Genomic DNA, 26,645 nt, shown 5'->3' with positions numbered 1-26,645 from the left:
GACAACGGCCCGAAAACCGGTTCGGTTTCGGGCCGATCTGTTGATGCGTATGGCGGCAACCTGATTTAAGGCGGCGGAAAACAGTCGGCAAATCATAGAGATAGGCGATGCGCTCGATTGCCTCGCGCACTGGCTCCAGCGTCACGCTCATCGTATGGCCGCTGGCATGAATGAGCATGTCGGGCGTCTGGCAGATGGCGGCATGACCTTTCCAGAATACGAGATCGCCGCGTTTGAGGCCGGAATAATCGGCACCCGGGTCAATCACTTCTCCGATCGACTTCTGCTGCATGTCGGCATCGCGCAGAACATTGCGGCCAGCAACACGCAGGCAAAGCTGCACAAGGCCGGAGCAATCAATGCCAAAGCCGGACGTGCCGCCCCAGAGATAGGGCGTATGCAGCAGCGTTTCCGCAATGGCGACATAATCGCTGGCAGGTTCATCAATGGGGGCGAGATGCTTCGTAATGATCGCTTCACCGCTTTCAAGCAGGGAATAGTGCGTGCCGCGGGTTTCAGCTGAGCCGACCACCCGCACCTGCGCGCCGAGCGACAGCGCCCTTGTGATGGGAAAACGCAGATCCGCCCCAGGATAGACAAAAGTGCGTGGCACCATCACCACATGGGTGTGTGCCGGCCCCGGCTGTTCCAGGCTTTCTGCCGGTACATAGCCGGTATAGCCATCCCGTTCCGCCTGCACCCAGCACCAGCCATCCTTTTCCTCAAAGACCTGCACGCGGTCGCCGAGCAGGATCTGGGTTTGCGGGCCACTTCTGGCATTTGGCTCTGCGCGCAGATCAAGCACCGGAGCCGCAACCTGCATCGGCTTTCCGCTGGTAAAACGCCGAGCCTCCACCACGCCGCGCAGCCGTTCATCGGCAAGGTCAGGGCGATAGATATTCAGGCGATGGTCAAGTGTGGTCACAATGGCAGCTCCCGGGCTTCAGCAATGACAAGATCGCCAAGCCGTTCAACATAAAGCGCACCGGCAACAGTCCGTTTGACCAGAACATTGCGCCGGTCCTTTTCATCACGATGCCGGGTGACAAGGTCAAGCGCACCCATCGTGTCGAGCGCGCGTGTGATCACCGGCTTGGTGACATTGAGTTTTGCCGCCAGCCCACGAATCGTATGCGGCGGCGGTTCAAGATAGATCGTCAGCAATATGGCTTTCTGCCGTGTGGTGAGGTCGGGCATTTCATCTCGCACCTCCGCCAGCGACAGGGTCTTCAATAATGTCAGCGCTTGCGACGGTCTCAGTTCAACTGGCATTGCGGATCGGCCAATATCCGGGATTGTTTCGGTTCCGTATCATTCAATGCCGTTTTGATCCGTCAGGCAAGCAATATTCTGTTCCTGGGGCTGGAGCAGCTCCAGGAAAAACGGAAACCGGTTCTGTCTGGAGCCACGAAGAATCAACATGTTAGAGTAGCAGCGCTTTGGTGGACAGCTGAATTGCCCTAGGCCGGATAGCGCTCTTCGATCAGCTGGTAGAGCGCGCGAATGGCCTGTGCCTCGCCGCCCACCGGGAAGGCCGGTTTTTCAAAGGGTGTCCAGCCGAAAATGTCGAAATGCGCCCAGCCTCTGGTCTTTTCGACAAAACGACTGAGGAACAGGGCCGCCGTCACTGAGCCGGCAAAGCCGTCCGTGGTGACATTGTTGGTGTCGGCAATGCGCGAGGACAGTTTTTGCAGATAAGGCTGCCAGAGCGGCATGCGCCACAGCGGATCGGCGGTTTCGTTTGCCTTGGCCGCAATGGCGGCGGCCAGTTCATCATCATGCGTATAGAAAGGCGGCAGATCCGGTCCCAGCGCCACGCGGGCAGCTCCCGTCAGGGTTGCCATGTCAATGAGCAGCTCCGGCTCTTCCTCATCGGCAAGCGCCAGCGCATCGGCAAGTACCAGACGGCCTTCGGCATCGGTATTGCCGACCTCGACGGTCAGCCCCTTGCGGCTGTGCAGGATGTCGGATGGGTGAAACGCATTGCCGGAAATGGAATTTTCAACCGCCGGAATGAGCACGCGCAGCCGCACCGGCAATTTCGCATCCATGATCATGGCGGCAAGGCCAAGCACATTGGCTGCTCCCCCCATATCCTTCTTCATCAGCAGCATGCCGCTGGCAGGCTTGATGTCGAGACCACCAGTGTCAAAGCAGACGCCCTTGCCGACCAGCGTGATTTTCGGGTCGCTTTCGCGGCCCCATTGGAAATCGATCAGCCGTGGTGCAATTGCTGCAGCCCGGCCAACCGCATGGATCATCGGGAAATTCTGCTCCAGCAGTGCGTCGCCGACAATCGAGCGGAACGATGCGCCATGTTTTGTTGCCAGATCACGCGCTGCCTGTTCCAGCGCATCCGGTCCCATGTCGCTGGTTGGCGTATTGATGAGGTCACGCACAAAGGTGACTGCATCGGCAATACGCCGGATACGAGCCGCATTGACGTCTTTGGGCAGGGCAAGACGGATCGCCTTTCCCTTCGGCTTGCGATAGCGGGTAAACTCATAGCCGCCCATCAGAATGGCAATGGCGGCAAGCTCGGCATCGCGAATGTCGCCTTCAATATGCCAATCGCCTTCCGGCAGGCTGCGTGCGAGTTTTCCGGCCACCAGTTGCGACTGGCCTTCGACCTTGTCCTCGCCCGTGCCGAACAGGGCGCCGCCAATGGCTCCCTTGTCTGCCGGCACGATCAGGACTGCGCCTGGCTCGCCATCAAATCCATGCGCTCTGGCCCAGAAGGAAACCGTATCGGGCAGATTGACCTGGTCGAGCTTGCCTTTGCCGACAAACCAGATTGGACGGCTCGAGGCGGATTTTTCGGAAAGAATTTCGACGGGCATGATATTCTCCTGCGGTTGGAGCATGTCTTCCGGAATGGCGACGGTTCGGCATCAGGCCATGCCTTGGCAATACGCGGCCAAATGGTCTGGCCCAGAATGGCAAAGCCGCCCATCATGAACAGGCGGCTGATTCCTTGTGACTGATCTGGCAAGCGTATCGTGGCACGATTATGACGCCCGTGAGGATGTACTTGAAGCAGTTCCAGGGAAGTGGGAACCGGTTTTCCGTCCGGAATTGCCCTATTTACGCAAATCCAGTTCCATTGCAGTCGGTACGGGTGTCTGGGTCGTCTGTGGCTGGCCGGCAAACAGCGCAAATCCGCTGATAACGGCAATGACCGCAAGCGCGCCGATCAATGTGCATTCGATCATGAAAGCACCCGATCTGTTTTTCTGAACCTGCGTCATCAAGCTTGGCATTGCAGAATACCCCTGTCGGAACTGTCTTGATGCAGTGGTTGTAGCGGGCATCGCTTGTTATCCGTTTAAGGAACAAGGAAAACAAATCGTAAACTTGGGCATTTGGTGGCCATTCCGCGGTTTCGGTTAATGGATGGCAAATGCCGGGATGGCGGTCTATAAGGTGGCCGGTTTGCAGCATCCGGGAAGACATCAATGCCTGAATTGCCAGAGGTCGAGACGGTTCGTCGTGGTCTTGAACCATCCATGCAGGGAGCGACAATTGATCGTGTGCAACAGAACAGGCCTGATCTGCGCTTTCCCTTGCCGCCTCGATTTGCCGAACGGTTGACCGGGCGTGACATTGTTGCCCTTGGCAGGCGTGCCAAATATCTGACCATCCATCTGGACAATGGTCTGACAGTGATCTGCCATCTTGGCATGTCGGGCTCGTTTCGCATCGAGACGGATGGTGATGAAAATGCGCCCGGAAACTTCCACCATGAACGCGTAAAAAGCACGGCCCACGACCATGTGATCTTTTACCTGCGCCATCATGACGGGTCTGGGGTGCGCATCATCTACAATGATCCGCGCCGCTTTGGCTTCATGCTGTTTGCGGAGGAAGGCACGCTTAATCAGCATCCGATGCTTGCCAGGCTCGGCGTGGAGCCGACAGGCAACCATCTTTCTGGACAAGTGCTACGGGAGCTCCTGGCCGGCAAGCGCACGCCCCTGAAGGCAGCCCTGCTTGATCAGAGCCTGATTGCCGGGCTTGGCAACATCTATGTATGCGAGGCGCTGTGGCGGGCAGGGCTTTCGCCCATGCGCGAAGCCGGCTCAATTGCCGATGATCAGAAGAAGCTTGATCTTCTGGCCGATTCCATCCGCGCCGTCATTGCCGAGGCGATCGAGGCGGGCGGCTCGACGCTGAAAGACTATATCCAGGCCAATGGCGCGCTTGGCTATTTCCAGCATTCCTTCAAGGTCTATGGTCGCGAGGGAGAGCCATGTCGCAATCCGAAATGCCGGTCGGTCATTCAGCGCATGGTGCAGTCTGGCCGCTCGACCTTTTATTGCGCCTCCTGCCAGTCCTGAAGGCGGCCCGTGACTCTCTGACACTTGCCAAAGCCAGATTGCCAGTCCAATTTGCCGCACAAAGAGAGGGGCAGACATGTGCTGTTGCCAAAATGGACAACCGTCTTGGGAACAGGACATGTATCGAGATGATCTTGTTTCAGGGAAGGACTTCCATGGCATACGAAACCATTCTTGTTGAGACCCGCGGCAGCGTCGGGCTGATCCGTCTTAACCGCCCGCAGGCACTCAATGCGCTGAACCGCAAGGTTCTTGAGGAAGTAACCGAAGCGTTGGCCAGTTTTGATGCCGATGGCAAGATCGGCGCCATGGTCATCACCGGTTCGGAAAAGGCCTTTGCTGCTGGTGCGGACATCAAGGAAATGCAGTCGGTCGATTTTGCCGGGGCCTTTCTTGATGACATGTTCGCCGATTGGCAGAAGGTTGACCGCATCCGCAAGCCGATCATCGCGGCCGTCAATGGCTATGCGCTGGGTGGCGGCTGCGAGCTTGCCATGATGTGCGATTTCATCATCGCCGGCAGCAATGCCAAGTTCGGTCAGCCGGAAATCACGCTTGGCGTCATTCCGGGCATGGGTGGCTCGCAGCGCCTCACACGCTATGTCGGCAAGTCCAAGGCCATGGATATGTGCCTCACCGGCCGCATGATGGATGCGGCGGAAGCCGAACGCTGCGGCCTGGTTTCGCGCGTCGTGGCACCAGAAGAACTGCTGGAAGAAGCCTTGAAGGCGGCAGAACGCATAGCTTCCTTCTCGCGTCCGGCCGTCTATATGGCCAAGGAAGTCGTCAATCGCGCCTACGAAACCACGCTGAATGAAGGTCTGCGTTTTGAACGCCGCCTGTTCCATTCGCTGTTTGCAACGGAAGATCAGAAGGAAGGCATGCAGGCTTTCATCGACAAGCGTACACCTTCCTTCAAGAACCGCTGATCGAAAGATCAGATGGCGTAAGCCATGCATGGGCCGCAACCAGCAGAGGCTGCGGCCCATGCATGTCGGTTTTCCGGGCTGCGATGGCCCTTTTGATTGCATGCGGCAACAGAATCCACGTTGACGTCTGGCAAAAGCTGATCTATAAGCCCGGCCACGGATTGGCGGCCTTTCATGCGGCTGCCCTAGAGGTTTTGTTCCCGGCGGCGAAAGCCTGCTGGCTAGCTGACAGAAAAAGAGAGGCATTTATGGCCAATACTCCTTCGGCCAAGAAGGCAGTGCGTAAGATTGCTGCCCGCACCGAGGTCAACAAGGCGCGCCGTTCGCGCGTTCGTACCTTCATTCGCAAGCTCGAAGACGCACTCAAGAGCGGTGACAAGCAGGCTGCAGAACTTGCTTTCAAGGCAGCCCAGCCGGAACTGATGCGCGCTGCTTCCAAGGGCGTGATCCACAAGAACACTGCATCGCGCAAGGTGTCGCGTCTGGCACAGCGTTTGAAGGCACTTGCCTAAGAATAGTATAATTTTCGGAATCTTTAATAAAACCCGGCTGATTTCGTTAGCCGGGTTTTATTTTTTGCAGATTTTTACGCCCGAATGGGGCTATCGCATTGCATGTTTTTCAAGCGTGAGACGGTCGCGGAAAGACCGGAAAAAATTCCTGCGCTGTTGATAAAATGCTACTTATTATCAATAGTTTGTGGCTGACTTTTCCAAAGTTATCCACAGCCTCCCGGCAGGACTCGTCAGGCCGTTTGAGTCAAGGAAAATTTTTTAAATTTATTTTCGATCGGAACAGATCGGGACCGCGCAAAAAGAGGGGCGGGAGAAAGGCATTGAATCGTAAGGCGTTAATGAAATGAGGCCCGATTCCCTGTCGGATCGACAATGCGATGCAAGCCCCTCAGGCAAAAAAAAACCCACAAACCGAGGCTTGCCCAATGCGCTTTGCCTTGGCTAAAGTCAGGGCTGTAGAGGGATGGGCTGCTACGCGCCTTAGCATTACATGATGTGATGAATGACATGGATCGCAAGATCCGTGGGCGCTGTTGTCTGGCCTGTTCGGTCCGATCTGACGGATTTACCCTTCATTAACTGGAAACACGCTTTCGGCGTTCCAGTTTGAAATGGGTGGTTGTTGTTCGGAGCAATCCGGGCAATCAGCCTTGTGCAATTTTGATTGAGTCGTAACCGGTAGCGGAAAGGAGTATCCCGGGTGAGTGGTAATGGCCGGTCAGTTGGTTGTGTTTGCCCAGTATTGGGAGACCGGTTGGAATGATCCCTGATGGAATCTGTAAAGAGCAATGCGGCATTTGAGGCTGAAACAGCAGGCTGATGACGCAGCGGAAGATCGAAGGGACTTCCGTTCAGGAATGAATGACAAGCGCCGGGAATGGCGTGCAAGAACAATATGAAGGCAGGCGAAGCGATGGTAATGATGAGTGGCAAGATGACGGCATCGATGGGTAATGATACGCATGCGGACCGTATCCACGGATCTTCGGCTGCTGAAGGCCAGGCGGGCCTTATGGATGCAGACAGGCTGGCCGGTGAGGCAGCATTTGAACGCCTGACCGCCAAGCTGAAAGCCCGTGTGGGCAGTGAGATCTATTCAAGCTGGTTTGGCCGTCTGAAGCTGGATGAAATCTCCAAGAGCGTTGTACGCCTTTCGGTTCCGACCGCATTCCTGCGTTCGTGGATCAATAATCATTATTCGGAACTGCTGGCGGAACTCTGGAAGGAAGAAAACGACCAGATCCTGAAAGTGGAAGTGGTTGTGCGTGGTGTAAGCCGTGTCGTGCGCTCTGCGCCGCAGGTTGAGGCTCCTGAAACAGTTGAAGCCAAGCCGGTACAAGCCGCTCCGCGTGAAAAGATGGTCTTCCCGACCAGTCAGACGGCAAGCGAAAAGCGCGGCTCGGCTGTTGTCGCAGAATCGGCTGCTGCGGCTGGCGGTGTTCTGGGGTCGCCGCTTGATCCGCGCTATACGTTTGAAACCTTTGTCGATGGTGCATCGAATCGTGTGGCGCTTGCTGCCGCGCGCACCATTGCGGAAGCCGGCTCCAGTGCCGTGCGTTTCAACCCACTGTTCATTCATGCCTCTGTCGGCCTGGGCAAGACCCATCTTCTGCAGGCGATTGCTGCGGCTGCCCTGCAGCGCCAGGACAAGCCCCGTGTGGTCTATCTGACGGCTGAATATTTCATGTGGCGCTTTGCAACCGCCATCCGCGACAACAATGCGTTGTCCTTCAAGGAACAGCTGCGTGACATTGACCTTCTGGTCATTGACGACATGCAGTTCCTGCAGGGCAAATCGATCCAGCATGAATTCTGCCATCTGCTGAACACGCTGCTCGACAGCGCCAAGCAGGTCGTGGTTGCCGCTGACCGTCCGCCGTCAGAACTGGAATCGCTTGATGTGCGCGTGCGTTCGCGTCTGCAGGGTGGTGTAGCCTTGGAAGTTGGCGCGCCGGATTATGAAATGCGACTTGAAATGCTGCGTCGTCGTCTTGCAGCCGCTCAGGCGGAAGACAGCAGCCTTGAAATCGGCGAGGAAATCCTTGCCCATGTCGCACGCACCGTTACCGGCTCTGGCCGTGAACTGGAAGGCGCCTTCAATCAGCTTCTGTTCCGTCAGTCCTTCGAGCCGAATCTGACGATTGAACGTGTGGACGAGCTGCTTGGTCATCTCACCCGCACCGGTGAGCCAAAGCGCATCCGCATCGAGGAAATCCAGCGCATTGTCGCCCGCCATTACAATGTGTCGAAGCAGGATCTGCTGTCGAATCGCCGCACCCGCACCATCGTCAAGCCGCGCCAGGTTGCGATGTATCTGGCCAAGATGATGACCCCGCGTTCGCTGCCGGAAATCGGCCGTCGCTTTGGTGGCCGCGATCACACGACGGTTCTGCATGCCGTGCGCAAGATCGAGGATCTGGTCGGTGCCGACAGCAAGCTCGCACAGGAGCTGGAGCTTCTGAAGCGTCTGATCAACGATCAGGCTGCCTGATCAGTGGATATTGCAAAAAAAGCGCTGGCCCGGTCGTTTTGCGGCATGGGCCGGGCTTGCATTTCGCGTTAAAAATCTGCCACTTTATCAGACCTTCTGGCGCAAAGGCGCCTTATCGACAAGGGACGGTCTGCCTGTCTGATGCAGTCGCCCTGTCCAAGTGAGCGAGTGCGTATCAAGATGCGTGTTACAATAGAGCGATCGAACCTTCTTAAATCTCTCAACCACGTCCATCGTGTTGTCGAGCGGCGTAACACGATACCGATCCTGTCCAACGTGCTCCTAAAGGCCGAAGGCGATACGCTGGCGCTGAAAGCAACCGACCTCGACCTGGAAGTCAATGAAGCCACGGCGGCCATGGTCGAACAGGCGGGTGCTACCACGGTTCCGGCGCATCTGCTGTATGATATTGTGCGCAAGCTGCCGGATGGCGCGGAAGTCATGCTGTCAACCAATCCGGATGGCGGTTCGATGTCAGTCATTTCCGGCAAGTCGTCCTTCCGTCTCCAGTGCCTGCCGCAGTCGGATTTCCCGGAATTGACGGCCGGATCCTTCACCCATACGTTCCGCATTGATGCGGCAGCCCTCAAGCGCCTGATCGATCGCACGCAATTTGCCATCTCGACGGAAGAAACACGCTATTATCTGAATGGTATTTTCTTCCATGCGATCGAAAGCGATGGCGCGCTCAAGCTGCGTGCGGTGGCAACGGATGGCCACCGTCTGGCGCGCGCCGAACTGGAAGCGCCATCGGGTGCGGAAGGCATGCCGGGCATCATCATTCCGCGCAAGACGGTTGCAGAACTGCAGAAGCTGGTCGATGTGCCGGAAGCCGTCGTTACGGTCGAATTGTCGGATGCCAAGATCCGTTTCACCGTTGGCTCGGTGGTTCTGACCTCCAAGTTGATCGACGGTACCTTCCCGGATTATCAGCGCGTCATCCCGTCAAACAATGACAAGAAGCTGATCATCAACCGGCAGGATTTTGCCGCAGCCGTTGACCGTGTGTCGACGATTTCCAGCGAACGCGGCCGTGCGGTGAAACTGTCGATTGCCGATGGTCATCTGACCCTCACCGTCAACAATCCGGATTCGGGCAGCGCCGTTGACGAGATTGCCGCTGATTATGACGCTGATCCGCTCGATATCGGCTTCAATTCGAAATATCTGCTCGACATTACCAGCCAGCTGTCTGGCTCGGATGCTGTCTTCATGCTGGCTGATGCCGGTTCGCCAACGCTGGTGCGCGATACGGGCGATGAAGATGTGCTCTATGTCCTGATGCCGATGCGCGTCTAACCGGCTCTGGCCTGAAAAGGCCAAAAGCCCAATTCTGGCAAAGATGTCGGTCGTGGACACAAGCAATCATGAAAGCCGCCCCGAACGCGTGTCGATCCGGCGGCTTAAACTTTCTGATTTTCGCAATTATGCGTCGCTCAACCTGGCGCTGGGGCCAGGTCATGTTGTGCTGACTGGCGAAAACGGTTCCGGCAAGACCAATCTGATTGAAGCGGTTTCCTTCCTTTCGCCGGGCAGGGGACTTCGCCGCGCCTCCTATGATGATGTTGCCCGCGTCTCCGCCCCGGATGGCTTTGCCATTCATGCTACGCTGGACTGCATGCTCTATGGTGAAGCGGAAATCGGCACGGGAACGGCTGGCGGCGGCGAGGGCGGCCGCAAGGTGCGCATCAATGGCAATGCTGCCTCTGGCGAGGCGCTGCTTGATTATACCCGCATTCTCTGGGTCGTCCCGTCGATGGACGGGCTGTTTACCGGTGGCGCCTCCGACCGGCGCCGTTTTCTTGACCGCATGGTGCTTGCCATCGACACGGCGCATGGCAAGCGCGTTGCCGATTATGAAAAGGCCATGCGCAGCCGCAACCGCCTTCTGGCTGAGGAAAGCAGCGACAAAGGCTGGCTCGATGCGATTGAAAGCCAGATGGCCGAGCTTGGTATTGCCATTGCTGCCGCACGCGCCGAGGCGATGCGGCTGATTGCTGCAATGATTGAGCGCCTTCCAGACGATGGCCCATTTCCCAAGGCAGATTGTTTTCTCGAAGGCCCGCTGGAACAGCGAATCGGCGTTGAGGCCGCACTTGACCTTGAAGAGGATTTCCGCCGCAGCCTGCGCGATGGCCGTACGCGTGATCGTGCGGCAGGGCGTACGCTCGATGGGCCGCATCGCACCGATTTCGTCGTACAGCATCGCCCGAAAGCCATGCCTGCCGCGCTGTGTTCGACCGGTGAGCAGAAAGCGCTGCTGATCGGGCTGGTGCTTGCCCATGCGCGGCTGACGGGCGAGCTGTCCGGCATGGCGCCGATCCTTCTACTCGATGAAATCGCTGCCCATCTTGATCCTGGCAGGCGCGCTGCCTTGTTTGGCATTCTGGACGATCTGGGCGGTCAGGCCTTCATGACCGGCACGGATCGCGCGCTGTTTGAAGCGCTTGGCGGTGACGCGCAATTCTTCACCGTGTCGAATGGCGAATTGCAGCGGAAATAGGTGCGGGCAGACCGGCCTTGCCGGCTCATAACATGTCTTTCGCCCAAAACCGGTTTCCACTTTTGGGAGACTTGCTCTATGGTTCAATACATGACCACTGCAGCCCTCTTGACCGATGAAGAACTTGAACGCTATGCGCGCCACATCATCCTGCCGGAAATCGGCGGGCCGGGGCAGCAGAAGCTGAAGGCTGCGCGTGTTCTTGTTGTCGGTGCAGGCGGGCTTGGCGCGCCGGTGCTGCATTATCTGGCCGCAGCCGGAACTGGAACCCTTGGCATTGTCGATGATGATAGGGTTTCACTGTCCAATCTCCAGCGTCAGGTCATCCATGACACAGCCAATGTCGGGCTGGAAAAGGTGGAAAGTGCGCGTACCGCCATCGAACGCATCAACCCGCATGTCAGGGTCGAGACGCATCCATTGCGCCTTGATGCCGGCAATGCGGCTGATCTCATTGCCGGGTATGATCTGGTCATTGATTGCACGGACAATTTCGCCACGCGCTATGTTCTGGCAGATGCGGCAGCCTTGGTACGCCGTCCGCTGATCAGCGGGGCGATTGGCCGGTTTGATGGCACGCTGACCGTGCTGATGCCATATGAAAATGGCGCGGATGGCACCCCCAATCCGTCTTACCGCGATCTCTTTCCTGCGCCACCGCCGCCTGAGGCCGTGCCGACCTGTGCTGAAGCCGGGGTTCTGGGCGTTCTGCCCGGCGTGATCGGCAGTTTGCAGGCGATGGAGGCGATCAAGCTGATCACCGGCATTGGCGAACCCCTGGTCGGGCGCTTGCTGCTCTACAATGCGCTGTCAGCGCGGTTTGATACCGTTCGCTATCGGGCAAAAAAGCCCGCCTGACGGGCGGGCTTCGTGGAAGTATTCTGGCTTTGATCCTTAATATTGCATGGCCTTGTCGACCAGATTGCGCAAGGTGCCGTCGCGCTCATAATCTTCCATCTGCTGGATGATCTGCGGCACCAGCGCCTTGGCAGACGAGCTTGCGGCTGCATGCGGGGTAATGGTCACCTTCGGGTGATCCCAGAACGGACTGTCAGCAGGTAGTGGCTCCTGATTGAACACGTCGAGCGAGACGGCGGACAACAGCCCGCGATCAAGGGCAGCCAGAATATCGGCCTCATTCTGCAGGCCGCCGCGACCGGCATTGATCAGGATGGGCGCGCCAAGCGGCCCGTCCGACTTGAGCTGGGTGAACATCGCCATGGACAGAATGCCCTTCGTATCGGGCGTCAGCGGCAGAAGGCAGACGATAATATCGGGCGTCTTGAGAAAATCCGCAAAGCCTTGCGTGCCATGATAGGTGCGGACACCGTCAATCTCATGCGGCCGGCGGCTCCAGCCGGTCACGTTGAAGCCGAGTATTTTCAGTTTTTCGGCCGCATCGCGCCCCAGAACGCCAAGCCCCATAATGCCGACCGTCACATCGCTTGCGGCCGGCTGGCGGGGATCTTCGTGCCAGACATGCGCGCGCTGCTGCTTGCGATAAAGCGCGCCAAGGCGATGGTGATCCAGCACCTGCCAGGCGACATATTCCGTCATGCGCTGGGTGAGATCGTCGGAAATGATGCGCACCAGCGGCACATCCGGGATCTGGTTGTCGCGGAAGACATGGTCAACGCCGGCGCCAAGCGAGAAAATGACCTTCAGATTGGGCAGATTGGCAAGCGAGCCGGGCTTCTGTTTCCACACCAGCGCATATTCAATCTTGTCTTCATGGCCTTCGCGCTCAGTGACAACGACGCGCTCCGGTGCCTTTTCCCGAAACACGTCGAGCCAGATCGCGGGATCCCAGTCGGTCGTGGCCAGAAAGATCTTGCCGTATTTTGTCGTCATTGTTTTATGTCTCCCTCGACAGCTTCCATACGGAAAGCCGCTGCCATCAAGGCCTTGGTATATTCGGTCTTTGGATTGGCGAAAACCTCTTTGGCTGGCCCATATTCGACCGCCTCACCGTTGCGCATCACCAGAACATCATTGGCCAATGCGCGCACCACCTTCAGATCATGGCTGATGAAAAGATAGGCGAGATTGTGCTTTTTCTGTAAGGCCCGCAGCAGATCGACAACCTGCGCCTGCACGCTCATGTCGAGTGCCGAGGTTGGCTCATCCAGCATGACGAATTTGGGATTGAGCACCATGGCGCGTGCAATGGCGATACGCTGGCGCTGGCCGCCGGAAAATTCATGCGGATAGCGGAAGCGTGTTTCCGGATCGAGATTGACGTCTTTCAGTGCCTCCACCACGCGCTGGTCGCGCTCATCGGCTGTAAGCTTAGGCTCATGCACCCAAAGCCCTTCGGTGATGATATCGGCAATGCTCATGCGCGGGCTGAGCGAGCCGAACGGATCCTGAAACACGATCTGCAGCTCGCGTCGCAACGGGCGCATTTGCGCAAAACTGTATTTGGCAATATCGCGACCATCGAAGCGGATCTCGCCTTTCGAGGCAATCATGCGCGCAAGCGCCAATCCCAGCGTTGTCTTGCCCGAACCCGATTCGCCGACCACGCCAAGCGTCTGTCCGGCGCGAAGCGTGACATTGATGCCATCCACCGCCTTCACATGATCGACCGTCTTGCGCATCAGCCCCTTCTTGATCGGGAACCAGACGCGGATATCACGGCCCTCCATCACCGTGGGAGCGCTGAGATCAGCCGCAGGTGGCTCGCCCTTTGGCTCGGCGGCAAGAAGATGTTTTGTGTATGGATTTTGCGGGTTTTCAAAAATCTCGCGTGTCGGGCCAGCTTCGACAATCCTGCCCTTGTTCATCACGCAGACCTTGTCGGCGATCTTGCGCACGATGCCGAGGTCATGGGTGATGAACAGCATCGACATGCGCTGTTCGGTCTTGAGCTCTGCCAGAAGTTTCAGAATCTGTGCCTGCACCGTCACGTCAAGCGCTGTGGTCGGCTCATCGGCAATCAAAAGTTTTGGCTTGTTGGCGAGCGCCATGGCGATCATCACACGTTGGCGCTGGCCACCGGACAATTGATGCGGGAAGGCGTTGAGCCGCTTTTCCGGGTCGCGGATGCGTACTTCATGCATGAGTTCCAGCGTGCGTTTGCGTGCTGCCTCGCCGCTCATGCCCTGATGCACGCGCAGGATTTCACCGATCTGCTGCTCGACCGTATGAAGGGGATTGAGCGAGGTCATCGGTTCCTGAAAGATCATGGCAATGTCATTGCCGCGCACTTTGCGCAGTTCCGGTTCTGAGGCGCGCATCAGATCGCGGCCCTCAAACAGGATTTCGCCAGATGGGTGGCTTGCCGCCGGATAGGGCAGAAGCTTGAGCACGGAAAGCGCCGAAACAGACTTGCCCGAGCCGGATTCGCCGACAAGCGCAACCGTTTCGCCTTCGGCAATATCGAAGGAGACATGATCGACCGAAATGCGCTCCTCGCCATTCTGGCGGAAGGCGACGGAAAGATCACGGACGGAAAGCAGCGGTTTGTTCATCGACCCGTCACTCATTGAAATGCCTTTCGCGGATCGAACGCGTCACGTGTTGCCTCGCCAATGAAGATCAACAGCGACAGCATGACGGAAATGACCACAAAGCCTGTGATGCCAAGCCATGGTGCCTGCAGATTGTTCTTGCCCTGCGCCATCAGCTCGCCCAGCGACGGTGAACCGGGCGGCAGGCCAAAGCCTAGGAAATCGAGCGCGGTCAATGTCGTGATCGAGCCATTGAGGATGAATGGCAGGAAGGTCAGCGTTGCGACCATGGCATTGGGTAAAAGATGCCGCCACATGATGGTGCTGTTCTTCACGCCAAGGGCGCGGGCGGCATTCACATATTCAAAATTGCGCGCACGCAAAAATTCCGCACGCACCACGCCGACAAATGATACCCATGAGAACAGAAGCATGATGCCAAGCAGCACCCAGAAGCCGGGCGGCAGAATGGCTGCGATGATGAGCAGCAGATAGAGAAGCGGGATCGACGACCAGATTTCGATGAAGCGCTGGAACAGGAGATCAATCCAGCCGCCAAAATAGCCCTGAATGGCGCCAGCCGTAATGCCGATCACAGCGGAAAACAGCGTCAGGATCAGACCAAACAGCACCGAAATGCGGAAGCCATAGAGCGCGCGGGCAAAGACATCGCGCGCCTGATCGTCGGTACCAAGCAGATTGAAATTGCCAAAGCGGCAATTTGGATCATTCACGCCGAGCGGATAACGCTGACAGCGCACTTCTGGACTGTAGAGCCAGAAGGGTTTTGATGGCGCCGCCTCCGGTATTTCATTGTTGACCGTATTGTAGGAATAACGAATTGGCGGCCAGATCGCCCAGCCATTCTTCTCGATCTCTTCCTGGATGACCGGATCCCGATAATCGGTCACGGCATAAAAGCCGCCGAATTTTTCTTCCGGATAATCGACAAAGACCGGCATCAACAGCTCGCCCTTGTAGGAGACGAGGATCGGCTTGTCATTGGCGATGAATTCGGAAAACAGCGCTGTCACAAGCAGAAACAGGAAGATCCACAGCGACCAGTAACCGCGTCTGTTGGCCTTGAAATTCTGCCAGCGACGGCGGTTGAGTGGCGAGAGGAATGGTCGTCTCACCGGCTTTGCCGGGGGCGCGAATGTGGTGTCTGTCATCACACATCCCTCCGCTCGAAGTCGATGCGTGGATCAATCCACGTATAGGTGAGATCTGACAGAAGCGCGATGATGAGCCCTAGCAGCGACATGATATAGAGATTGGCAAAGACCACCGGATAGTCGCGATTGATGATCGACTGATAGCCAAGCAGGCCCAGCCCATCGAGCGAGAAGATGGTTTCGATCAGGAAAGAACCGGTGAAAAAGGCCGAGATGAACGCGCCCGGAAAACCGGCAATGACGATCAGCATCGCATTGCGGAAGACATGGCCATAGAGAATCTGATTTTCAGTCAGCCCCTTGGCGCGCGCGGTCGTGACATATTGCTTGCGGATTTCTTCCAGAAACGAGTTCTTGGTGAGAAGCGTCGTCGTGGCAAAGGACGACAGAACCATGGCGGTAATCGGCAGCGTCATGTGCCAGAGATAGTCCTTGATCTTGCCCCAGAGGGACAACTGGTCAAAATCGGGCGAGGTCAGGCCGCGCAGCGGGAACCAGTCGAAGAACGACCCGCCGGCAAACAGCACCACCAGCATGATGGCAAACAGGAAACTTGGGATCGCATAGCCGATGATGATGACGGCAGACGTCCAGGTGTCGAAGCGTGAGCCGTCTCTGATCGCCTTGTGGATGCCAAGCGGGATCGAGATCATGTAGGACAGGAAGGTCATCCACAGACCGAGCGAGATCGAAACCGGCATTTTTTCCTTGATCAGTTCGATCACGCTGATGTCGCGAAAATAGCTGCGGCCAAAATCAAAGCGCAGATAATCCCACAGCATGTTGACGAAACGCTCAAGCGGCGGCTTGTCGAAGCCGAACTGTTTTTCAAGCTCGGCAATGAATTGCGGATCAAGCCCCTGTGCGCCGCGATATTTGGAATTGATCGAGCCGCTGTCGAGACTGCTCTGGCCAAAATCGTTGCTGCCGCCGGAAATGCGGTCGAGCGCATCGCCGCCCTGACCGGAAAGCTGGGCAATCACCCGCTCCACAGGTCCGCCCGGCGCAAACTGCACAATCGCGAAGGAAATTGCCATGATGCCGAAGATGGTCGGAATCATCAAAAGCAGACGGCGAAGAATATATGCGCCCATCAATCCCGTCCTGTCTTTGCCATGAAGCTCTTCATTCGCTTATGATTTGCCAATCGCTTGCGCCCTGTTCTCGTCGATCCACCACAACGTCTCAACCGAGAAGCCGTAATCCGGCTTTGGCTCCCTGAAACCGAAACGGTCCCAGTAAGCCACAAGGTGATTCGCTGATCTCCAATTTGGAAGCCAGTCGCGACGGATACGCAAGTACCGGTCAAGCACGCGCATGGTGGCGACATAGTCGGAGCGGCTTGTGGCCTTGCCGATATCGGCAATGAGTTCGTCGATCAGCGGGTCGGCTGTGCCGGGAAGATTATAGCTGCCCGGCATATTGGCTGAAGCTGAGCCGAACATGCTGCCAAGCGATTCTTCGGTCGGCGTGGCGTTGAACTGAACCGCCATGCCCACCATGTCGAAATCAAAGTCACGCAGCCGCGCCTGATACTGGCTTGGATCAATCAGTCGCAGGCTGGCATCAATGCCGATTGCCCGCATCTTCTGCACGAAGGGATTATAGATGCGGGTGAAACTGTCGGAATTGCTCAAAAGCTCCAGCGTAAAGCGCGAACCATCGGCAAGATGGAAATGCCCGTTTTTGCGCTCAAGGCCTGCCTGCTGCAACAGCTCGATCGCGCGCGAAAACTGGGTACGGTCGCGGCCGCTGCCATCGGATACCGGCATCATCACCGGCTGGTCAAAAACCGCATCCGGCAGCCTGCCGCGATAGCGTTGTAGCACGGTCAGTTCGTCCGGCGTCGGCAAACCCTTGGCCTCGAAATCAGAACCGGCAAAGCAGGAGTTGATCCGCTCATAGGCATTGTAGAACAGATTGGCATTGGTCCATTCAAAGTCGAAACAGAGCGCGATCGCTTCCCGTACACGCGGATCACGAAAGCGCTCGCGGCGCTGGTTCAGCGCCCATGCCTGCATCAGAGGGCGTTTTTCCTTCGGGAAAGTGCGCTTGATGATATTCTTTTCCGCGACGGCCGGGAAGTCATAGGCGGTTGCCCAGTTTTTCGCGACGCTTTCGGCGCGAAAATCAATGTCGCCCTTCTTGAAGGCCTCAAATTCCGGCTGGCGGTCGCGGTAAAACTCGATGCGGATGATGTCAAAATTGTTGGCGCCACGCTGCACTGGCAGGTCTTTTGCCCAGTAATCTGCAACGCGCTCATATTCAATGAACTGGCCGGCGGCAAATTTGCCAACGCGATAGGGGCCAGACCCTGGCACCGGTTCCATGGTTGCGGCCTCAAAATCCTGTTCTTCCAGCCATCTGGCTGAAAGGATAGGCAGGGTGAGGGCTGCGAGAATGGCGAAGATGCCGCGCTCTGGCGTGAAATGCATGCGCACATCGCCATTCTTGGTCGCTTCCACCTTTTGAACGCCCGCCAGACTTTGGCGGATGAGCGGATGGCCTTTCTGTTTCAGAACCGTGTAAGTGCTGACCACATCCCTTGCCGTCACAGCTGCGCCATCGTGAAAGCGCGCCTGCTTGCGCAGACGGAACAGACAGCTTTGCTTGTCCTTGGACAGTTCAACGCTTTCGGCAAGCAGGCCATAGAGCGAATCCGGCTCGTCAAGTGCTGGCACCATTAGGCTGTCATAGGTCAGCTCCATGCGCGGCGGCGCATCGCCCTTGAAGGTGAAGGTGTTGAGCGTGTTGAAGGTCTGCGTATTCTGGTTCCAGATCCAGTTGAAAGGGGCAAATCTGAAGGTGCCGCCCTTCGGCGCATCCGGGTTGACATAATCGAAATGGGTAAAATCCGGCGCATATTTCAGTTCGCCAAAGGCCGAAAGCCCGTGTAGGGGCGTGCCGGTTGCTACATCCGCAAAGGCGCCCTCCGGCAGGAGACAGGTTGCAGACAGGCCTGCGGAAAGCGCCAGAAAATGGCGGCGGTTCACGCGCAACTCATTCATTGTCTTGATTCCTTAGCGACCGCCTGATTTGAGCTTGGCTTCCTTTTCCGGGTCAATCCACCATGAATAGGGATCAATGCCGGCATATTCCGGCTGTGTTTCCGGCATGCCAAACTTGTTCCAATAGGCCACGTTGAGATGGTCGGAATACCATTGCGGCACGACGTAATAGTTCCACAACAGCGCACGATCGAGCGCATGGGTTGCCGCCACCAGATCATCACGATCCTTGGCATAGATGAGGCGTTCGATCAGCTTGTCGATGGCTGGGTTCCTGATGCCGGCATAATTGCGGCTGCCTTTCATATCTGCGGCCTTGGATCCCCACATGTCGCGCTGTTCATTGCCGGGGGAGGAGCTCTGGGCAATCACGCCATTGATGACATCAAAGTCGAAATCATTGAGCCGCGCCTGATATTGCGCCGTGTCCACAATGCGCACTTTCGCATCAATGCCGATCTTGCGCAGATTCTGCACGAAGGGGCTGAAAATGCGGTCATCGGTCGGATCATCACCGAGGAACTCCAGTGTGAACTGCTTGCCCTCGCTGTTGACAAGTTTGCTGCCCTTCAATGTCCAGCCTGCTTCGGCAAAGAGCTTGAGCGCGGTGAGCAGATTTTTGCGCAGGGATTGCGGCGTATCATTGACCGGCAGCCTGAATTCCTGCGTCAACGCCTCGGCTGGCAGCGCATCCTCCACTGTTTCGAGAATTGCAACTTCTGCCGGGGTGGGTGGGCCTTTCAGCTCCAGCTCATTGCCGGCGAAATAGCTGTTGATTCGCTGATACTGGTTGAAGAACAGCAGGCGGTTCATGGATTCGAAATCAAACGCATAGGTCAGGGCCTTGCGCACTTTCTCATCCTGCAATTGCGGCTTGCGCGTGTTGAGGAAATAGGCCTGCATGCGGCCCGCGGCATTGTAGGGGAAGGATTTCTTGATCACATCGCCGCGCTGGACAGCCGGGAAATCATAGCCCTCCATCCAGCGCTGAATGCGCATTTCCGGACGATAATCGTCATGTCCACCCTTCTTGAAGGCTTCCCAGGCCGTGTCTTCATTCATGTAATATTCGTAATGGATGCGGTCGAAATTGTTGCGCCCGACATTGACCGGCAGATCCTTGCCCCAATAATCATCCACCCGCGCATAGGTGATCGAGCGTCCCGGCACGACCTTTTCAATGCGATAGGCCGATGAGCCAAGCGGGATTTCCAGCGTCGGGCGGGAGATGTCGCGCTGGCGGCCCTGCGCATCCTTGCCCTCCCACCAGTGTTTCGGCAGGACAACCAGGCCGCCTATGATCTGGGGCAATTCGCGGTTGCCTGCTTTTGCAAAGGTGAACTTGACCTCGTGTTCGCCGGTTTTTTCCGCACTTTCGACATCGCCAAAATATTTGTTGTACATGGGCGACTGTTTTTTCAGCACGTTGAACGACCAGATCACGTCCTCAACCGTGATCGGCTGGCCGTCATGCCATTTGGCATTCGGGTTGAGCCTGAACTTCACCCAGGAATAATCATCGGGATATTGCAGTGCTTCGGCGATCAGCGGATATTGCGTCGAGGCTTGGTCAACCGCATCGGCCATCAGCGTGTCATAAAGCAGACCGCCGCCAAATTGCGACAGGCCGGCAGCCGCCACACCCTGAACGAGATAGGGATTGAGCGTGTCAAACGTGCCGACAGCGACACGATTGAGCGTGCCGCCTTTCGGTGCCTGCGGATTGACATGGTCGTAATGCTTGAAATCTGCCGGATATTTCGGTTCGCCAATCAGGCTGGACGCTGTTCGCCATTGCGGTTCAGACGTGTCAGCCAGTGCGCCAAAGATCGTGCCTGCAAATAGGGTTGCCGCAAGCGCTCCCGCCCATAAAGCCTTCATCCAGCATTCTCCGTTCCGTTGCGGATTGGTTGATGTCAACTTTATGGAATATTGCGAAGGAAGAAAGGCAAACTTCAGAAAAAATGCGTTTGAGCGGGAAAGAATAAAAAACCGGGCCAGAAGCCCGGTTCAAGCGATGTCAGTTGCTCTGACATATAGCCTTTTCATGGTTCCGGACGGAAAACCGGAGACCGCCTTTCCAGAAACTGTTCTAGTTTGCCTGAGTGGGGGCCTGTTCCTGTGTTTCCGGAGCCGGTTCGGCAGGCTTTTCCCCTTCCGGTGCAGCAGGTGCGGCCGGAGCGGTTTCAGCTGGAGCTGGTGCAGCGTCAGCCGGAGCGGCATTGGCCGGTGCAGCTTCCGCAGGCTTTTCCTCGCCTTCGGCTGCAGGTGCGTCAGCGGGGGCAGCATCAGCGGTTGGCAGCGGAGCTGGATTGTCGGAAAGCGACCGCAGATAGGCAATCAGGCTTGCGCGATCATTGTCCTTCTTGACGCCAGCAAAGCCCATGGCGGTTCCCTTGACCAGACCCTTGGGCGAAGCGAGGAACTTGTTGAGATTCTCGTAATCCCACGTGTTGCCAGCAGCGCCGAATTCTTTCATGGCTGCCGAATAGCTGAAATCAGCAACCGATGCGGCCGGACGGTTGACGACATCATAAAGATGCGGACCAATCTTGTTTGCGCCGCCCTTTTCGCTGGTATGGCACGCCTGGCAGAGCTTGAAGACAGCCGCACCACGTTCCGGATCAGCCGTTTGCAGGAGGGTTACAATCGAGACTTCCTCTTTCTTCGCAGCACCTGCATCACCACTGGCGCCACCTTCTGCAACCACGATTTCATAACCTGGCTTTTCAGGTGCCGGTGAATAAAACAGGGCATCCGCAAGCAGGCCAGTCGTCATGACAACAAAAACAGTGCCCAGGAGGGCCATAATAAATTTGTTAGCTTGGGTTGAATTCATCGCTGATCAGCGCTCCCTCTACCAAAACGCTCTCCCCCAGAGAACGCCTGTATCAGCTGGATTTACGCAGCCTCTCGCGAGGCCGGAAGTAACTCCCAGCTTCGGGCGGAAACTAGGTCTTTTGCCGGATCGATGCAACACCTATAAGGAAGTCTGTACCCGTGACTTTTTGACACTTTTGCGAGCATGAAAGCGGGCGTAAAGCTGCAATCCGCGCAAAATGCGTCCCTGAATGGTGAACAAGAAGGCAAATGATGATGAAAATCCTGACGCTGATTCCGGCACGCCTTGGCTCGACGCGTCTGCCAAACAAGCCTTTGGCCGATATTTGCGGCAAGCCGATGATTGTCCATGTTGCCGAGCGCGCTGCTGCTGCCAATCTTGGACGCACCGTGGTCGCCACCGACTCGGATGAAATCTTTGCAGCCGTCTGGGCGCATGGCCATGAGGCCGTCATGACCCGCGCCGATCACGAATCAGGGTCGGACCGTATTTTTGAAGCGCTCGGCAAGGTTGATCCTTCGGGCGATTTTGACGTCATCATCAATGTGCAGGGCGATCTGCCGACGATCGATGCAGACGCCATTCGCAAGGCGCTGCAGCCATTGCAGGATGGACCGGCCGATATTGCAACGCTTGGCGTTGAAATCACGGTCGAGGAAGAAAAGACCAACCCGAATGTGGTCAAGATTGTCGGTTCGCCCTTGGCCAATGGCAATCTGCGCGCGCTTTATTTCACCCGCGCCACGGCACCTTATGGCGAAGGCCCACTTTATCACCATATCGGGCTTTATGCCTATCGCCGGGCTGCGCTTGAGCGCTTTGTCAAGCTTGGGCCCTCCGTTCTGGAGCGGCGCGAGAAACTTGAACAGTTGCGCGCGCTGGAAGATGGCATGCGCATAGATGTTGCCATTATCAATGCAGTTCCCCTTGGCGTTGATACGCAGGCCGATCTTGACCGTGCCCGCATTCTTGTCGCAAAGGGTTTGTAGAAAAACCGCCAGACGGGCGGCAGACATGAAAGTATATGCAAGATGACGACCAACCGGATTTCCTTTCAGGGTGAAGCAGGCGCCAATTCCGATACGGCTTGCCGCAACATGTTTCCCGATATGGAACCGTTGCCGTGTCCGACTTTTGAAGATGCGTTCAATGCGGTTGAAAGCGGTGCTGCCGATCTGGCGATGATCCCGATTGAAAACACGCTGGCTGGTCGCGTTGCCGATATTCATTATCTACTGCCGCTGTCCGACATGCATATTGTCGGCGAATATTTCCTGCCAATCCATTTTCAGCTTATGGCGCTTCCGGGCGTCAAGCGCGAGGAAATCCGGACAGTGCACAGCCATGTCCACGCACTCGGCCAATGCCGCAAGGTCATTCGCGAAAATGGCTGGACGCCGGTTATTGCCGGCGACACGGCGGGTGCTGCGCGTCTGGTTGCCGATAGGCAGGACCGTTCGATGGCCGCGCTGGCACCGCTGCTGGCTGCCGAGCTATACGGTCTCGAAATCCTGGAACACAATGTCGAGGATGCGGAAGACAATGTCACCCGCTTTGTCGTCCTTTCCAAGAAGAAGCAGTGGGCGGTGCGCAGCAATCCGGACGAGCGTATTGTCACGACCTTTGTGTTCCGCGTGCGCAACGTTCCTGCAGCCCTTTACAAGGCGCTTGGCGGTTTTGCCACCAATGGCGTGAACATGACCAAGCTTGAAAGCTATCAGCTCGGCGGCCGTTTTATCGCCACGCAGTTCTATGCCGATATTGAAGGTCATCCGGACGATGACAATGTGCGTCTGGCATTGGAAGAACTCGAATTCTTCACCAAGGAATTGCGCATACTTGGCGTCTACAGGGGCAGCGACGTGCGCGGCACGCGCCTTCTGGCGGCAGAATGACAGGCCTCAGCTTTCTGCCCAGGCACGGATCAGATGGGTTGCGATGGCGCCTTTTGGTGGCACGCGCAGCCCGTTTTCATGTGTGTTGTTCAGCATTGAGCGGACTTCGTCCCTGCTGAACCAGCGTCCATCCTCAAGTTCCGAGCGGTCGATGGTAAAATCGTCGTTCAGGACTTCCGCATGGCAGCCGATCATCAGTGAATAGGGGAACGGCCAGGGCTGGCTGGCATAATAGGCGACACGGCCAATCGTCAGCCCCATTTCCTCGCGGCTTTCGCGCCGCACGGCGGCTTCAATGGTTTCGCCATGTTCAATAAAGCCTGCAAGCGCAGAATAGGTCTGGGGCGCAAAATGGGGGCCGCGCGCCAGAATGCATTTGTCGCCGCGCACCGGCAGCATGATGGCCACAGGGTCGGTGCGGGGAAAATGTTGAGCCTCACAATTGGTGCATTGACGTTTGGCGCCGCCGCCGCGCATTTCCGTCCTGCTGCCGCAGCGCCCGCAAAAACGGTGGTTTCCGTGCCACGCAGTCAAGGCTGCCGCCTGTGCAAGTGCTCCCAGCACATCGGCTGAAAGCAGCCCCTCCGTGTAGACGCTGCGATAATCCTGAACCTTGAGCGGCAGATGGATCTTTTCCGGGTCAAGCGGGGCTGTGAGTGCGACAAGCGGCATGCCATCCTGTGTGCCAAGCAGGATGGGCTCAATCAGATCCGGGCCGTGGCGCTTGGCCTCGTTGAGGGTGAAAAGCGCGCGTGGCGCTGTTTCATCGCTGTAATCGACCAGAACCTTGTTGTTGCCGAGAATGAGAACACGGGTCTGCGGCAATTCCAGCGCAAGGAAGGCTGCATCATCGTTGCGTTTTTCCGAAATCCGCTCGACGCGGTTGCCGGCAAAGCCGACCAGGCTGCTTGGTTCCGTTTCCGGCATGTCGTAAAGGCGAAAGGTCATGAAGGCTCGCATGACAGTCTGAAGGGATGGGAAGGGGAATTCAAAGCGCCGAACGGATGGCGTTCAGCAAAGGCTCGACATCCTTTTCGTCATAGGGCTCGCGCGTGCCATGGCCCCAGACCGGGCCGGGCCAGCCGGCATCGCCTTCCTTGCGCGCAATCACATGGACATGCAATTGCCGTACAATATTGCCGAGCGCGCCGGTATTGATCTTGTCGCAACGGGTGATACCCTTCAGCGCCTGCGCGACAATGCCGGCTTCAAATGTCAGCATGGTCTGATCCAGCGGCGTGAGGTCATGCAACTCGACAAGACCATTGCGGCGGGGAACCAGAATCAGCCACGTCCAGCGCCGGTCATTCATCAGGCGCAGTTCGCAAAGTCCCAGTCTGGCGACGGGAAATGTGTCGGCTTCGAGCCGTTTATCGAGTTCAAACTTTTCCATGCATATTTTCTTATCAGTTTTTTTCGTTGTGCGCTTGCTTTTTACGCGCCAATTGACGATATGCAGGACGGGAGGTTGGTGGTGGACGCGCCACTCGCCAACCGGGTCAGGTCCGGAAGGAAGCAGCCCTAACGAGCCCGGCACGGGTCATCGTGCCAGCCTCCCACCTTTTTCTCATTCACATGCCGGCTGTTGATGGGCGCTGTCTCATGTTGACGCGGCCTGAGAGTCCGGGCCAAACTGGGCGAAAGAGAAATAGCGGGAATGGAACACGAAAGGGTCGCTATGGACACCAAATCCGCCGATGGCGCCTATCGGGTTCTGGCTCGCAAATACCGCCCGCAGAATTTCAATGATCTGATTGGTCAGGAGCCGATGGTCCTGACGCTGAAAAACGCGTTCGAAACAGGCCGCATTGCGCAGGCCTGGATGCTGACTGGCGTGCGCGGCGTCGGCAAGACCACCACGGCGCGCATTCTGGCGCGTGCGCTCAATTACAAGACCGACACGATAGACCAGCCGACCATCGATCTCACCGTGCCGGGCGAGCATTGCCAGGCCATCATGGAAGGCCGCCATGTCGATGTGATCGAGATGGATGCGGCCTCCCATACGGGTATCGATGATATTCGCGATATCATCGAGCAGGTACGTTACCGCCCGGTCTCGGCGCGCTACAAGGTCTATATCATCGACGAAGTGCACATGCTCTCCACGCAGGCCTTCAACGGCTTGCTGAAGACGCTTGAAGAGCCGCCGCCACATGTAAAATTCATCTTCGCCACCACCGAAATCCGCAGGGTGCCGATCACGGTTCTGTCGCGCTGCCAGCGTTTTGACTTGCGCCGTGTCGAATCGGGCATCCTGGCCAAACATCTGCGCCGCATTGCCGAGGCCGAGCAGATCAAGGTGGATGACAGTGCGCTGGCCATGATTGCGCGCGCAGGCGAAGGCTCGGTGCGTGATTCGCTGTCGATCTTCGATCAGGCGATTGCCCATGGCGCGGGTCATGTCAGCGCTGATGCTGTGCGCTCCATGCTTGGCCTTGCCGACCGTGCCCGCATCATCGACCTGTTTGAAATGCTGATGCGCGGCGATGTTGCCGGTGCGCTGACCGAATTTCGCGCGCAATATGATTCCGGCGCCGATCCTTCGGTGGTGCTGACCGATCTTGCCGAATTCAACCATCTGGTAACGCGCCTGCACTTTACGCCGGATATCGCCAATGATGTTTCGCTGTCGGAAGATGAGCGCGTGCGCGGACGCGAATTTGCCGAAAAGCTTTCGGTACGTGTTCTGTCGCGCACATGGCAGATGCTTTTGAAAGGCATTGCGGAAGTCGATACTGCCTCGCGCCCTGTCCAGGCAGCAGAAATGCTGCTGATCCGGCTTGCCCATGCAGCGGATCTGCCAACGCTGGATGAAGCGCTGCGCGGGCTTGAAAATGGCGGCGGCACGGGCACGCGGCTCCAGCCATCCGGCAATGGCCGGCCCGCAGGTGGCGGCGCGCCACAGGCGCGCGGTGGCGCCGATGCCGTTGGCGGTGCCGCGATGATGCCGGTTGCGGGCAATGCCGCACCGACCATGCGTATTGTCGAAGCACAGCCGATGCAGGCAATAGCCCCGCAGCCGGTGGAAAATGCGCCGCAGCCGAAGGTTCCGGTCAATAGCCTGCAGGATATTCTCGCCCTTGCCGACAAGCATCGGGATATGCAGTTCAAGGTTCTGGTCAAGAACTGCGTGCGCCTTGCCTCGATCGCGCCGGGGCGGCTGGAAATCGGCCTGACCGACGATGCGCCGAAATCGCTGCCAAGCGATATTGCCCAGCATCTGCTCAACTGGACCGGCATTCGCTGGGTGGTGACGGTGGCACGCGGTGTGACCAGCCAGACGGTTGCCGAAGCGGAAGCCGAACGCCGCGATCATCTTGTCACCGATGCGCGGGCAGATCCGGATGTCGCTGCCATACTTGCGGCCTTTCCGGGTGCCAGAATTACCGATGTTCGCATAACCAGAGCCGATCATGGCGATGATGAAGATATTGATCTTGATGCCGTGGCAGATGTTATGGCTCTTTCGAGCGAAGACGACTGATGAAATGACGA

General features: G+C 57.2%; 22 protein-coding genes, 1 other RNA gene and 1 pseudogene. 11 read left to right on the top strand and 13 right to left on the bottom strand.

The window, feature by feature from the left end; genetic code table 11:
* Positions 1-70 precede the first annotated feature (70 nt).
* From ACFO1V_RS14615 to ACFO1V_RS14600, 4 genes and pseudogenes are all read right to left on the bottom strand, one after another.
* A pseudogene (locus tag ACFO1V_RS14615) lies at positions 71-925 on the bottom strand (C40 family peptidase); the annotation flags it as partial.
* Complete coding sequence (locus ACFO1V_RS14610) at positions 922-1,272, bottom strand: MarR family winged helix-turn-helix transcriptional regulator (protein ID WP_374830883.1); 351 nt, start codon at positions 1,270-1,272, stop codon at positions 922-924. The pseudogene ACFO1V_RS14615 and the gene ACFO1V_RS14610, both read right to left, overlap by 4 nt.
* A gap of 188 nt (positions 1,273-1,460) precedes the next feature.
* Positions 1,461-2,840 carry a leucyl aminopeptidase family protein gene (locus tag ACFO1V_RS14605; RefSeq protein WP_374830885.1) on the bottom strand — a complete coding sequence of 460 codons (1,380 nt, stop codon included), beginning with the start codon at positions 2,838-2,840 and terminating at the stop codon, positions 1,461-1,463.
* A 240-nt stretch (positions 2,841-3,080) separates the two neighbouring features.
* Positions 3,081-3,260, bottom strand: coding sequence for a Flp family type IVb pilin (locus tag ACFO1V_RS14600; RefSeq protein WP_374830887.1), 180 nt, complete (start codon positions 3,258-3,260; stop codon positions 3,081-3,083).
* Positions 3,261-3,455: 195 nt separating this feature from the next.
* Here ACFO1V_RS14600 and mutM point away from each other — a divergent pair, with 195 nt between their 5' ends.
* From mutM to ACFO1V_RS14565, 7 genes are all read left to right on the top strand, one after another.
* Positions 3,456-4,337: a bifunctional DNA-formamidopyrimidine glycosylase/DNA-(apurinic or apyrimidinic site) lyase gene (gene mutM / locus ACFO1V_RS14595; protein WP_374830889.1), complete on the top strand. Its 882-nt coding sequence runs from the start codon at positions 3,456-3,458 to the stop codon at positions 4,335-4,337.
* 155 nt (positions 4,338-4,492) lie between these two features.
* Complete coding sequence (locus tag ACFO1V_RS14590) at positions 4,493-5,266, top strand: enoyl-CoA hydratase (RefSeq protein ID WP_374830891.1); 774 nt, start codon at positions 4,493-4,495, stop codon at positions 5,264-5,266.
* Between the two features lie 248 nt (positions 5,267-5,514).
* Positions 5,515-5,778 (top strand): 30S ribosomal protein S20, encoded by a 264-nt coding sequence (rpsT, locus tag ACFO1V_RS14585; RefSeq protein ID WP_374830893.1) that lies wholly within the window; start codon positions 5,515-5,517, stop codon positions 5,776-5,778.
* An 880-nt stretch (positions 5,779-6,658) separates the two neighbouring features.
* Positions 6,659-8,272 (top strand): chromosomal replication initiator protein DnaA, encoded by a 1,614-nt coding sequence (dnaA, locus tag ACFO1V_RS14580; RefSeq protein ID WP_374830895.1) that lies wholly within the window; start codon positions 6,659-6,661, stop codon positions 8,270-8,272.
* 180 nt (positions 8,273-8,452) lie between these two features.
* Positions 8,453-9,571: a DNA polymerase III subunit beta gene (gene dnaN, locus ACFO1V_RS14575; protein ID WP_374831038.1), complete on the top strand. Its 1,119-nt coding sequence runs from the start codon at positions 8,453-8,455 to the stop codon at positions 9,569-9,571.
* 43 nt (positions 9,572-9,614) lie between these two features.
* The gene (gene recF / locus ACFO1V_RS14570; protein ID WP_374830897.1) at positions 9,615-10,775 is read left to right on the top strand and encodes a DNA replication/repair protein RecF; all 1,161 of its coding nucleotides are present in this window, start codon (positions 9,615-9,617) and stop codon (positions 10,773-10,775) included.
* A gap of 90 nt (positions 10,776-10,865) precedes the next feature.
* The gene (locus ACFO1V_RS14565; protein WP_374830899.1) at positions 10,866-11,633 is read left to right on the top strand and encodes a molybdopterin-synthase adenylyltransferase MoeB; all 768 of its coding nucleotides are present in this window, start codon (positions 10,866-10,868) and stop codon (positions 11,631-11,633) included.
* Between the two features lie 36 nt (positions 11,634-11,669).
* Here the strand turns inward: ACFO1V_RS14565 and ACFO1V_RS14560 are convergent, their stop codons facing one another.
* From ACFO1V_RS14560 to ACFO1V_RS14530, 7 genes are all read right to left on the bottom strand, one after another.
* The gene (locus tag ACFO1V_RS14560; RefSeq protein ID WP_374830901.1) at positions 11,670-12,626 is read right to left on the bottom strand and encodes a 2-hydroxyacid dehydrogenase; all 957 of its coding nucleotides are present in this window, start codon (positions 12,624-12,626) and stop codon (positions 11,670-11,672) included.
* Complete coding sequence (locus ACFO1V_RS14555) at positions 12,623-14,248, bottom strand: ABC transporter ATP-binding protein (RefSeq protein ID WP_374831040.1); 1,626 nt, start codon at positions 14,246-14,248, stop codon at positions 12,623-12,625. Before ACFO1V_RS14555 ends, ACFO1V_RS14560 begins: the two co-directional genes overlap by 4 nt.
* Before the next feature lie 11 nt (positions 14,249-14,259).
* Positions 14,260-15,399: an ABC transporter permease gene (locus ACFO1V_RS14550; protein WP_374830903.1), complete on the bottom strand. Its 1,140-nt coding sequence runs from the start codon at positions 15,397-15,399 to the stop codon at positions 14,260-14,262.
* Positions 15,399-16,496: a microcin C ABC transporter permease YejB gene (locus ACFO1V_RS14545; protein ID WP_374830905.1), complete on the bottom strand. Its 1,098-nt coding sequence runs from the start codon at positions 16,494-16,496 to the stop codon at positions 15,399-15,401. The genes ACFO1V_RS14550 and ACFO1V_RS14545 overlap by 1 nt, the downstream gene beginning before the upstream one ends.
* Positions 16,497-16,535: 39 nt before the next feature.
* Positions 16,536-18,410, bottom strand: coding sequence for an extracellular solute-binding protein (locus ACFO1V_RS14540; protein ID WP_374830907.1), 1,875 nt, complete (start codon positions 18,408-18,410; stop codon positions 16,536-16,538).
* A gap of 12 nt (positions 18,411-18,422) precedes the next feature.
* On the bottom strand, positions 18,423-20,291 hold the full coding sequence (locus ACFO1V_RS14535; RefSeq protein WP_374830909.1) for an extracellular solute-binding protein: 1,869 nt from the start codon (positions 20,289-20,291) through the stop codon (positions 18,423-18,425).
* 211 nt (positions 20,292-20,502) lie between these two features.
* Positions 20,503-21,249: a c-type cytochrome gene (locus ACFO1V_RS14530; RefSeq protein WP_374830911.1), complete on the bottom strand. Its 747-nt coding sequence runs from the start codon at positions 21,247-21,249 to the stop codon at positions 20,503-20,505.
* Positions 21,250-21,506: 257 nt separating this feature from the next.
* On the opposite strand from ACFO1V_RS14530, the gene ACFO1V_RS14525 reads away from it, so the two are divergent.
* Together ACFO1V_RS14525 and ACFO1V_RS14520 are read left to right on the top strand one after the other, a co-directional pair.
* Positions 21,507-22,241, top strand: coding sequence for a 3-deoxy-manno-octulosonate cytidylyltransferase (locus ACFO1V_RS14525; protein WP_374831042.1), 735 nt, complete (start codon positions 21,507-21,509; stop codon positions 22,239-22,241).
* Positions 22,242-22,283: 42 nt separating this feature from the next.
* Positions 22,284-23,147: a prephenate dehydratase gene (locus tag ACFO1V_RS14520; protein ID WP_374830913.1), complete on the top strand. Its 864-nt coding sequence runs from the start codon at positions 22,284-22,286 to the stop codon at positions 23,145-23,147.
* Between the two features lie 6 nt (positions 23,148-23,153).
* Here ACFO1V_RS14520 and nudC read toward each other — a convergent pair whose 3' ends face one another.
* Positions 23,154-24,095 (bottom strand): NAD(+) diphosphatase, encoded by a 942-nt coding sequence (gene nudC / locus ACFO1V_RS14515; RefSeq protein WP_374830915.1) that lies wholly within the window; start codon positions 24,093-24,095, stop codon positions 23,154-23,156.
* 40 nt (positions 24,096-24,135) lie between these two features.
* Entirely contained in the window at positions 24,136-24,540 is a 405-nt protein-coding gene (locus ACFO1V_RS14510) for an HIT domain-containing protein (protein ID WP_374830917.1), read from the bottom strand.
* A 70-nt stretch (positions 24,541-24,610) separates the two neighbouring features.
* Between ACFO1V_RS14510 and ffs the strand changes: the two genes are divergently transcribed.
* An RNA gene (gene ffs, locus ACFO1V_RS14505) (signal recognition particle sRNA small type) lies at positions 24,611-24,707 on the top strand.
* Between the two features lie 118 nt (positions 24,708-24,825).
* Positions 24,826-26,634, top strand: a complete 1,809-nt coding sequence (locus ACFO1V_RS14500) for a DNA polymerase III subunit gamma/tau (RefSeq protein WP_374830919.1) — start codon at positions 24,826-24,828, stop codon at positions 26,632-26,634.
* Positions 26,635-26,645: the final 11 nt, after the last annotated feature.

This window comes from Daeguia caeni, from assembly GCF_042653845.1.
Lineage (GTDB): Bacteria > Pseudomonadota > Alphaproteobacteria > Rhizobiales > Rhizobiaceae > Brucella > Brucella caeni.
The sequence above is the reverse complement of the archived record's forward strand: the minus strand, read 5'-3'. Positions and strand labels throughout refer to the sequence as shown.

Coding starts and splice junctions, on each gene's coding strand:
- ACFO1V_RS14610 (WP_374830883.1), bottom strand. CDS start 1,272: ATGCCAGTTGAACTGAGACCGTCGCAAGCGCTGACATTATTGAAGACC.
- ACFO1V_RS14605 (WP_374830885.1), bottom strand. CDS start 2,840: ATGCCCGTCGAAATTCTTTCCGAAAAATCCGCCTCGAGCCGTCCAATC.
- ACFO1V_RS14600 (WP_374830887.1), bottom strand. CDS start 3,260: ATGCCAAGCTTGATGACGCAGGTTCAGAAAAACAGATCGGGTGCTTTC.
- mutM (WP_374830889.1), top strand. CDS start 3,456: ATGCCTGAATTGCCAGAGGTCGAGACGGTTCGTCGTGGTCTTGAACCA.
- ACFO1V_RS14590 (WP_374830891.1), top strand. CDS start 4,493: ATGGCATACGAAACCATTCTTGTTGAGACCCGCGGCAGCGTCGGGCTG.
- rpsT (WP_374830893.1), top strand. CDS start 5,515: ATGGCCAATACTCCTTCGGCCAAGAAGGCAGTGCGTAAGATTGCTGCC.
- dnaA (WP_374830895.1), top strand. CDS start 6,659: ATGGCGTGCAAGAACAATATGAAGGCAGGCGAAGCGATGGTAATGATG.
- dnaN (WP_374831038.1), top strand. CDS start 8,453: ATGCGTGTTACAATAGAGCGATCGAACCTTCTTAAATCTCTCAACCAC.
- recF (WP_374830897.1), top strand. CDS start 9,615: ATGTCGGTCGTGGACACAAGCAATCATGAAAGCCGCCCCGAACGCGTG.
- ACFO1V_RS14565 (WP_374830899.1), top strand. CDS start 10,866: ATGACCACTGCAGCCCTCTTGACCGATGAAGAACTTGAACGCTATGCG.
- ACFO1V_RS14560 (WP_374830901.1), bottom strand. CDS start 12,626: ATGACGACAAAATACGGCAAGATCTTTCTGGCCACGACCGACTGGGAT.
- ACFO1V_RS14555 (WP_374831040.1), bottom strand. CDS start 14,248: ATGAACAAACCGCTGCTTTCCGTCCGTGATCTTTCCGTCGCCTTCCGC.
- ACFO1V_RS14550 (WP_374830903.1), bottom strand. CDS start 15,399: ATGACAGACACCACATTCGCGCCCCCGGCAAAGCCGGTGAGACGACCA.
- ACFO1V_RS14545 (WP_374830905.1), bottom strand. CDS start 16,496: ATGGGCGCATATATTCTTCGCCGTCTGCTTTTGATGATTCCGACCATC.
- ACFO1V_RS14540 (WP_374830907.1), bottom strand. CDS start 18,410: ATGAATGAGTTGCGCGTGAACCGCCGCCATTTTCTGGCGCTTTCCGCA.
- ACFO1V_RS14535 (WP_374830909.1), bottom strand. CDS start 20,291: ATGAAGGCTTTATGGGCGGGAGCGCTTGCGGCAACCCTATTTGCAGGC.
- ACFO1V_RS14530 (WP_374830911.1), bottom strand. CDS start 21,249: ATGAATTCAACCCAAGCTAACAAATTTATTATGGCCCTCCTGGGCACT.
- ACFO1V_RS14525 (WP_374831042.1), top strand. CDS start 21,507: ATGAAAATCCTGACGCTGATTCCGGCACGCCTTGGCTCGACGCGTCTG.
- ACFO1V_RS14520 (WP_374830913.1), top strand. CDS start 22,284: ATGACGACCAACCGGATTTCCTTTCAGGGTGAAGCAGGCGCCAATTCC.
- nudC (WP_374830915.1), bottom strand. CDS start 24,095: ATGACCTTTCGCCTTTACGACATGCCGGAAACGGAACCAAGCAGCCTG.
- ACFO1V_RS14510 (WP_374830917.1), bottom strand. CDS start 24,540: ATGGAAAAGTTTGAACTCGATAAACGGCTCGAAGCCGACACATTTCCC.
- ACFO1V_RS14500 (WP_374830919.1), top strand. CDS start 24,826: ATGGACACCAAATCCGCCGATGGCGCCTATCGGGTTCTGGCTCGCAAA.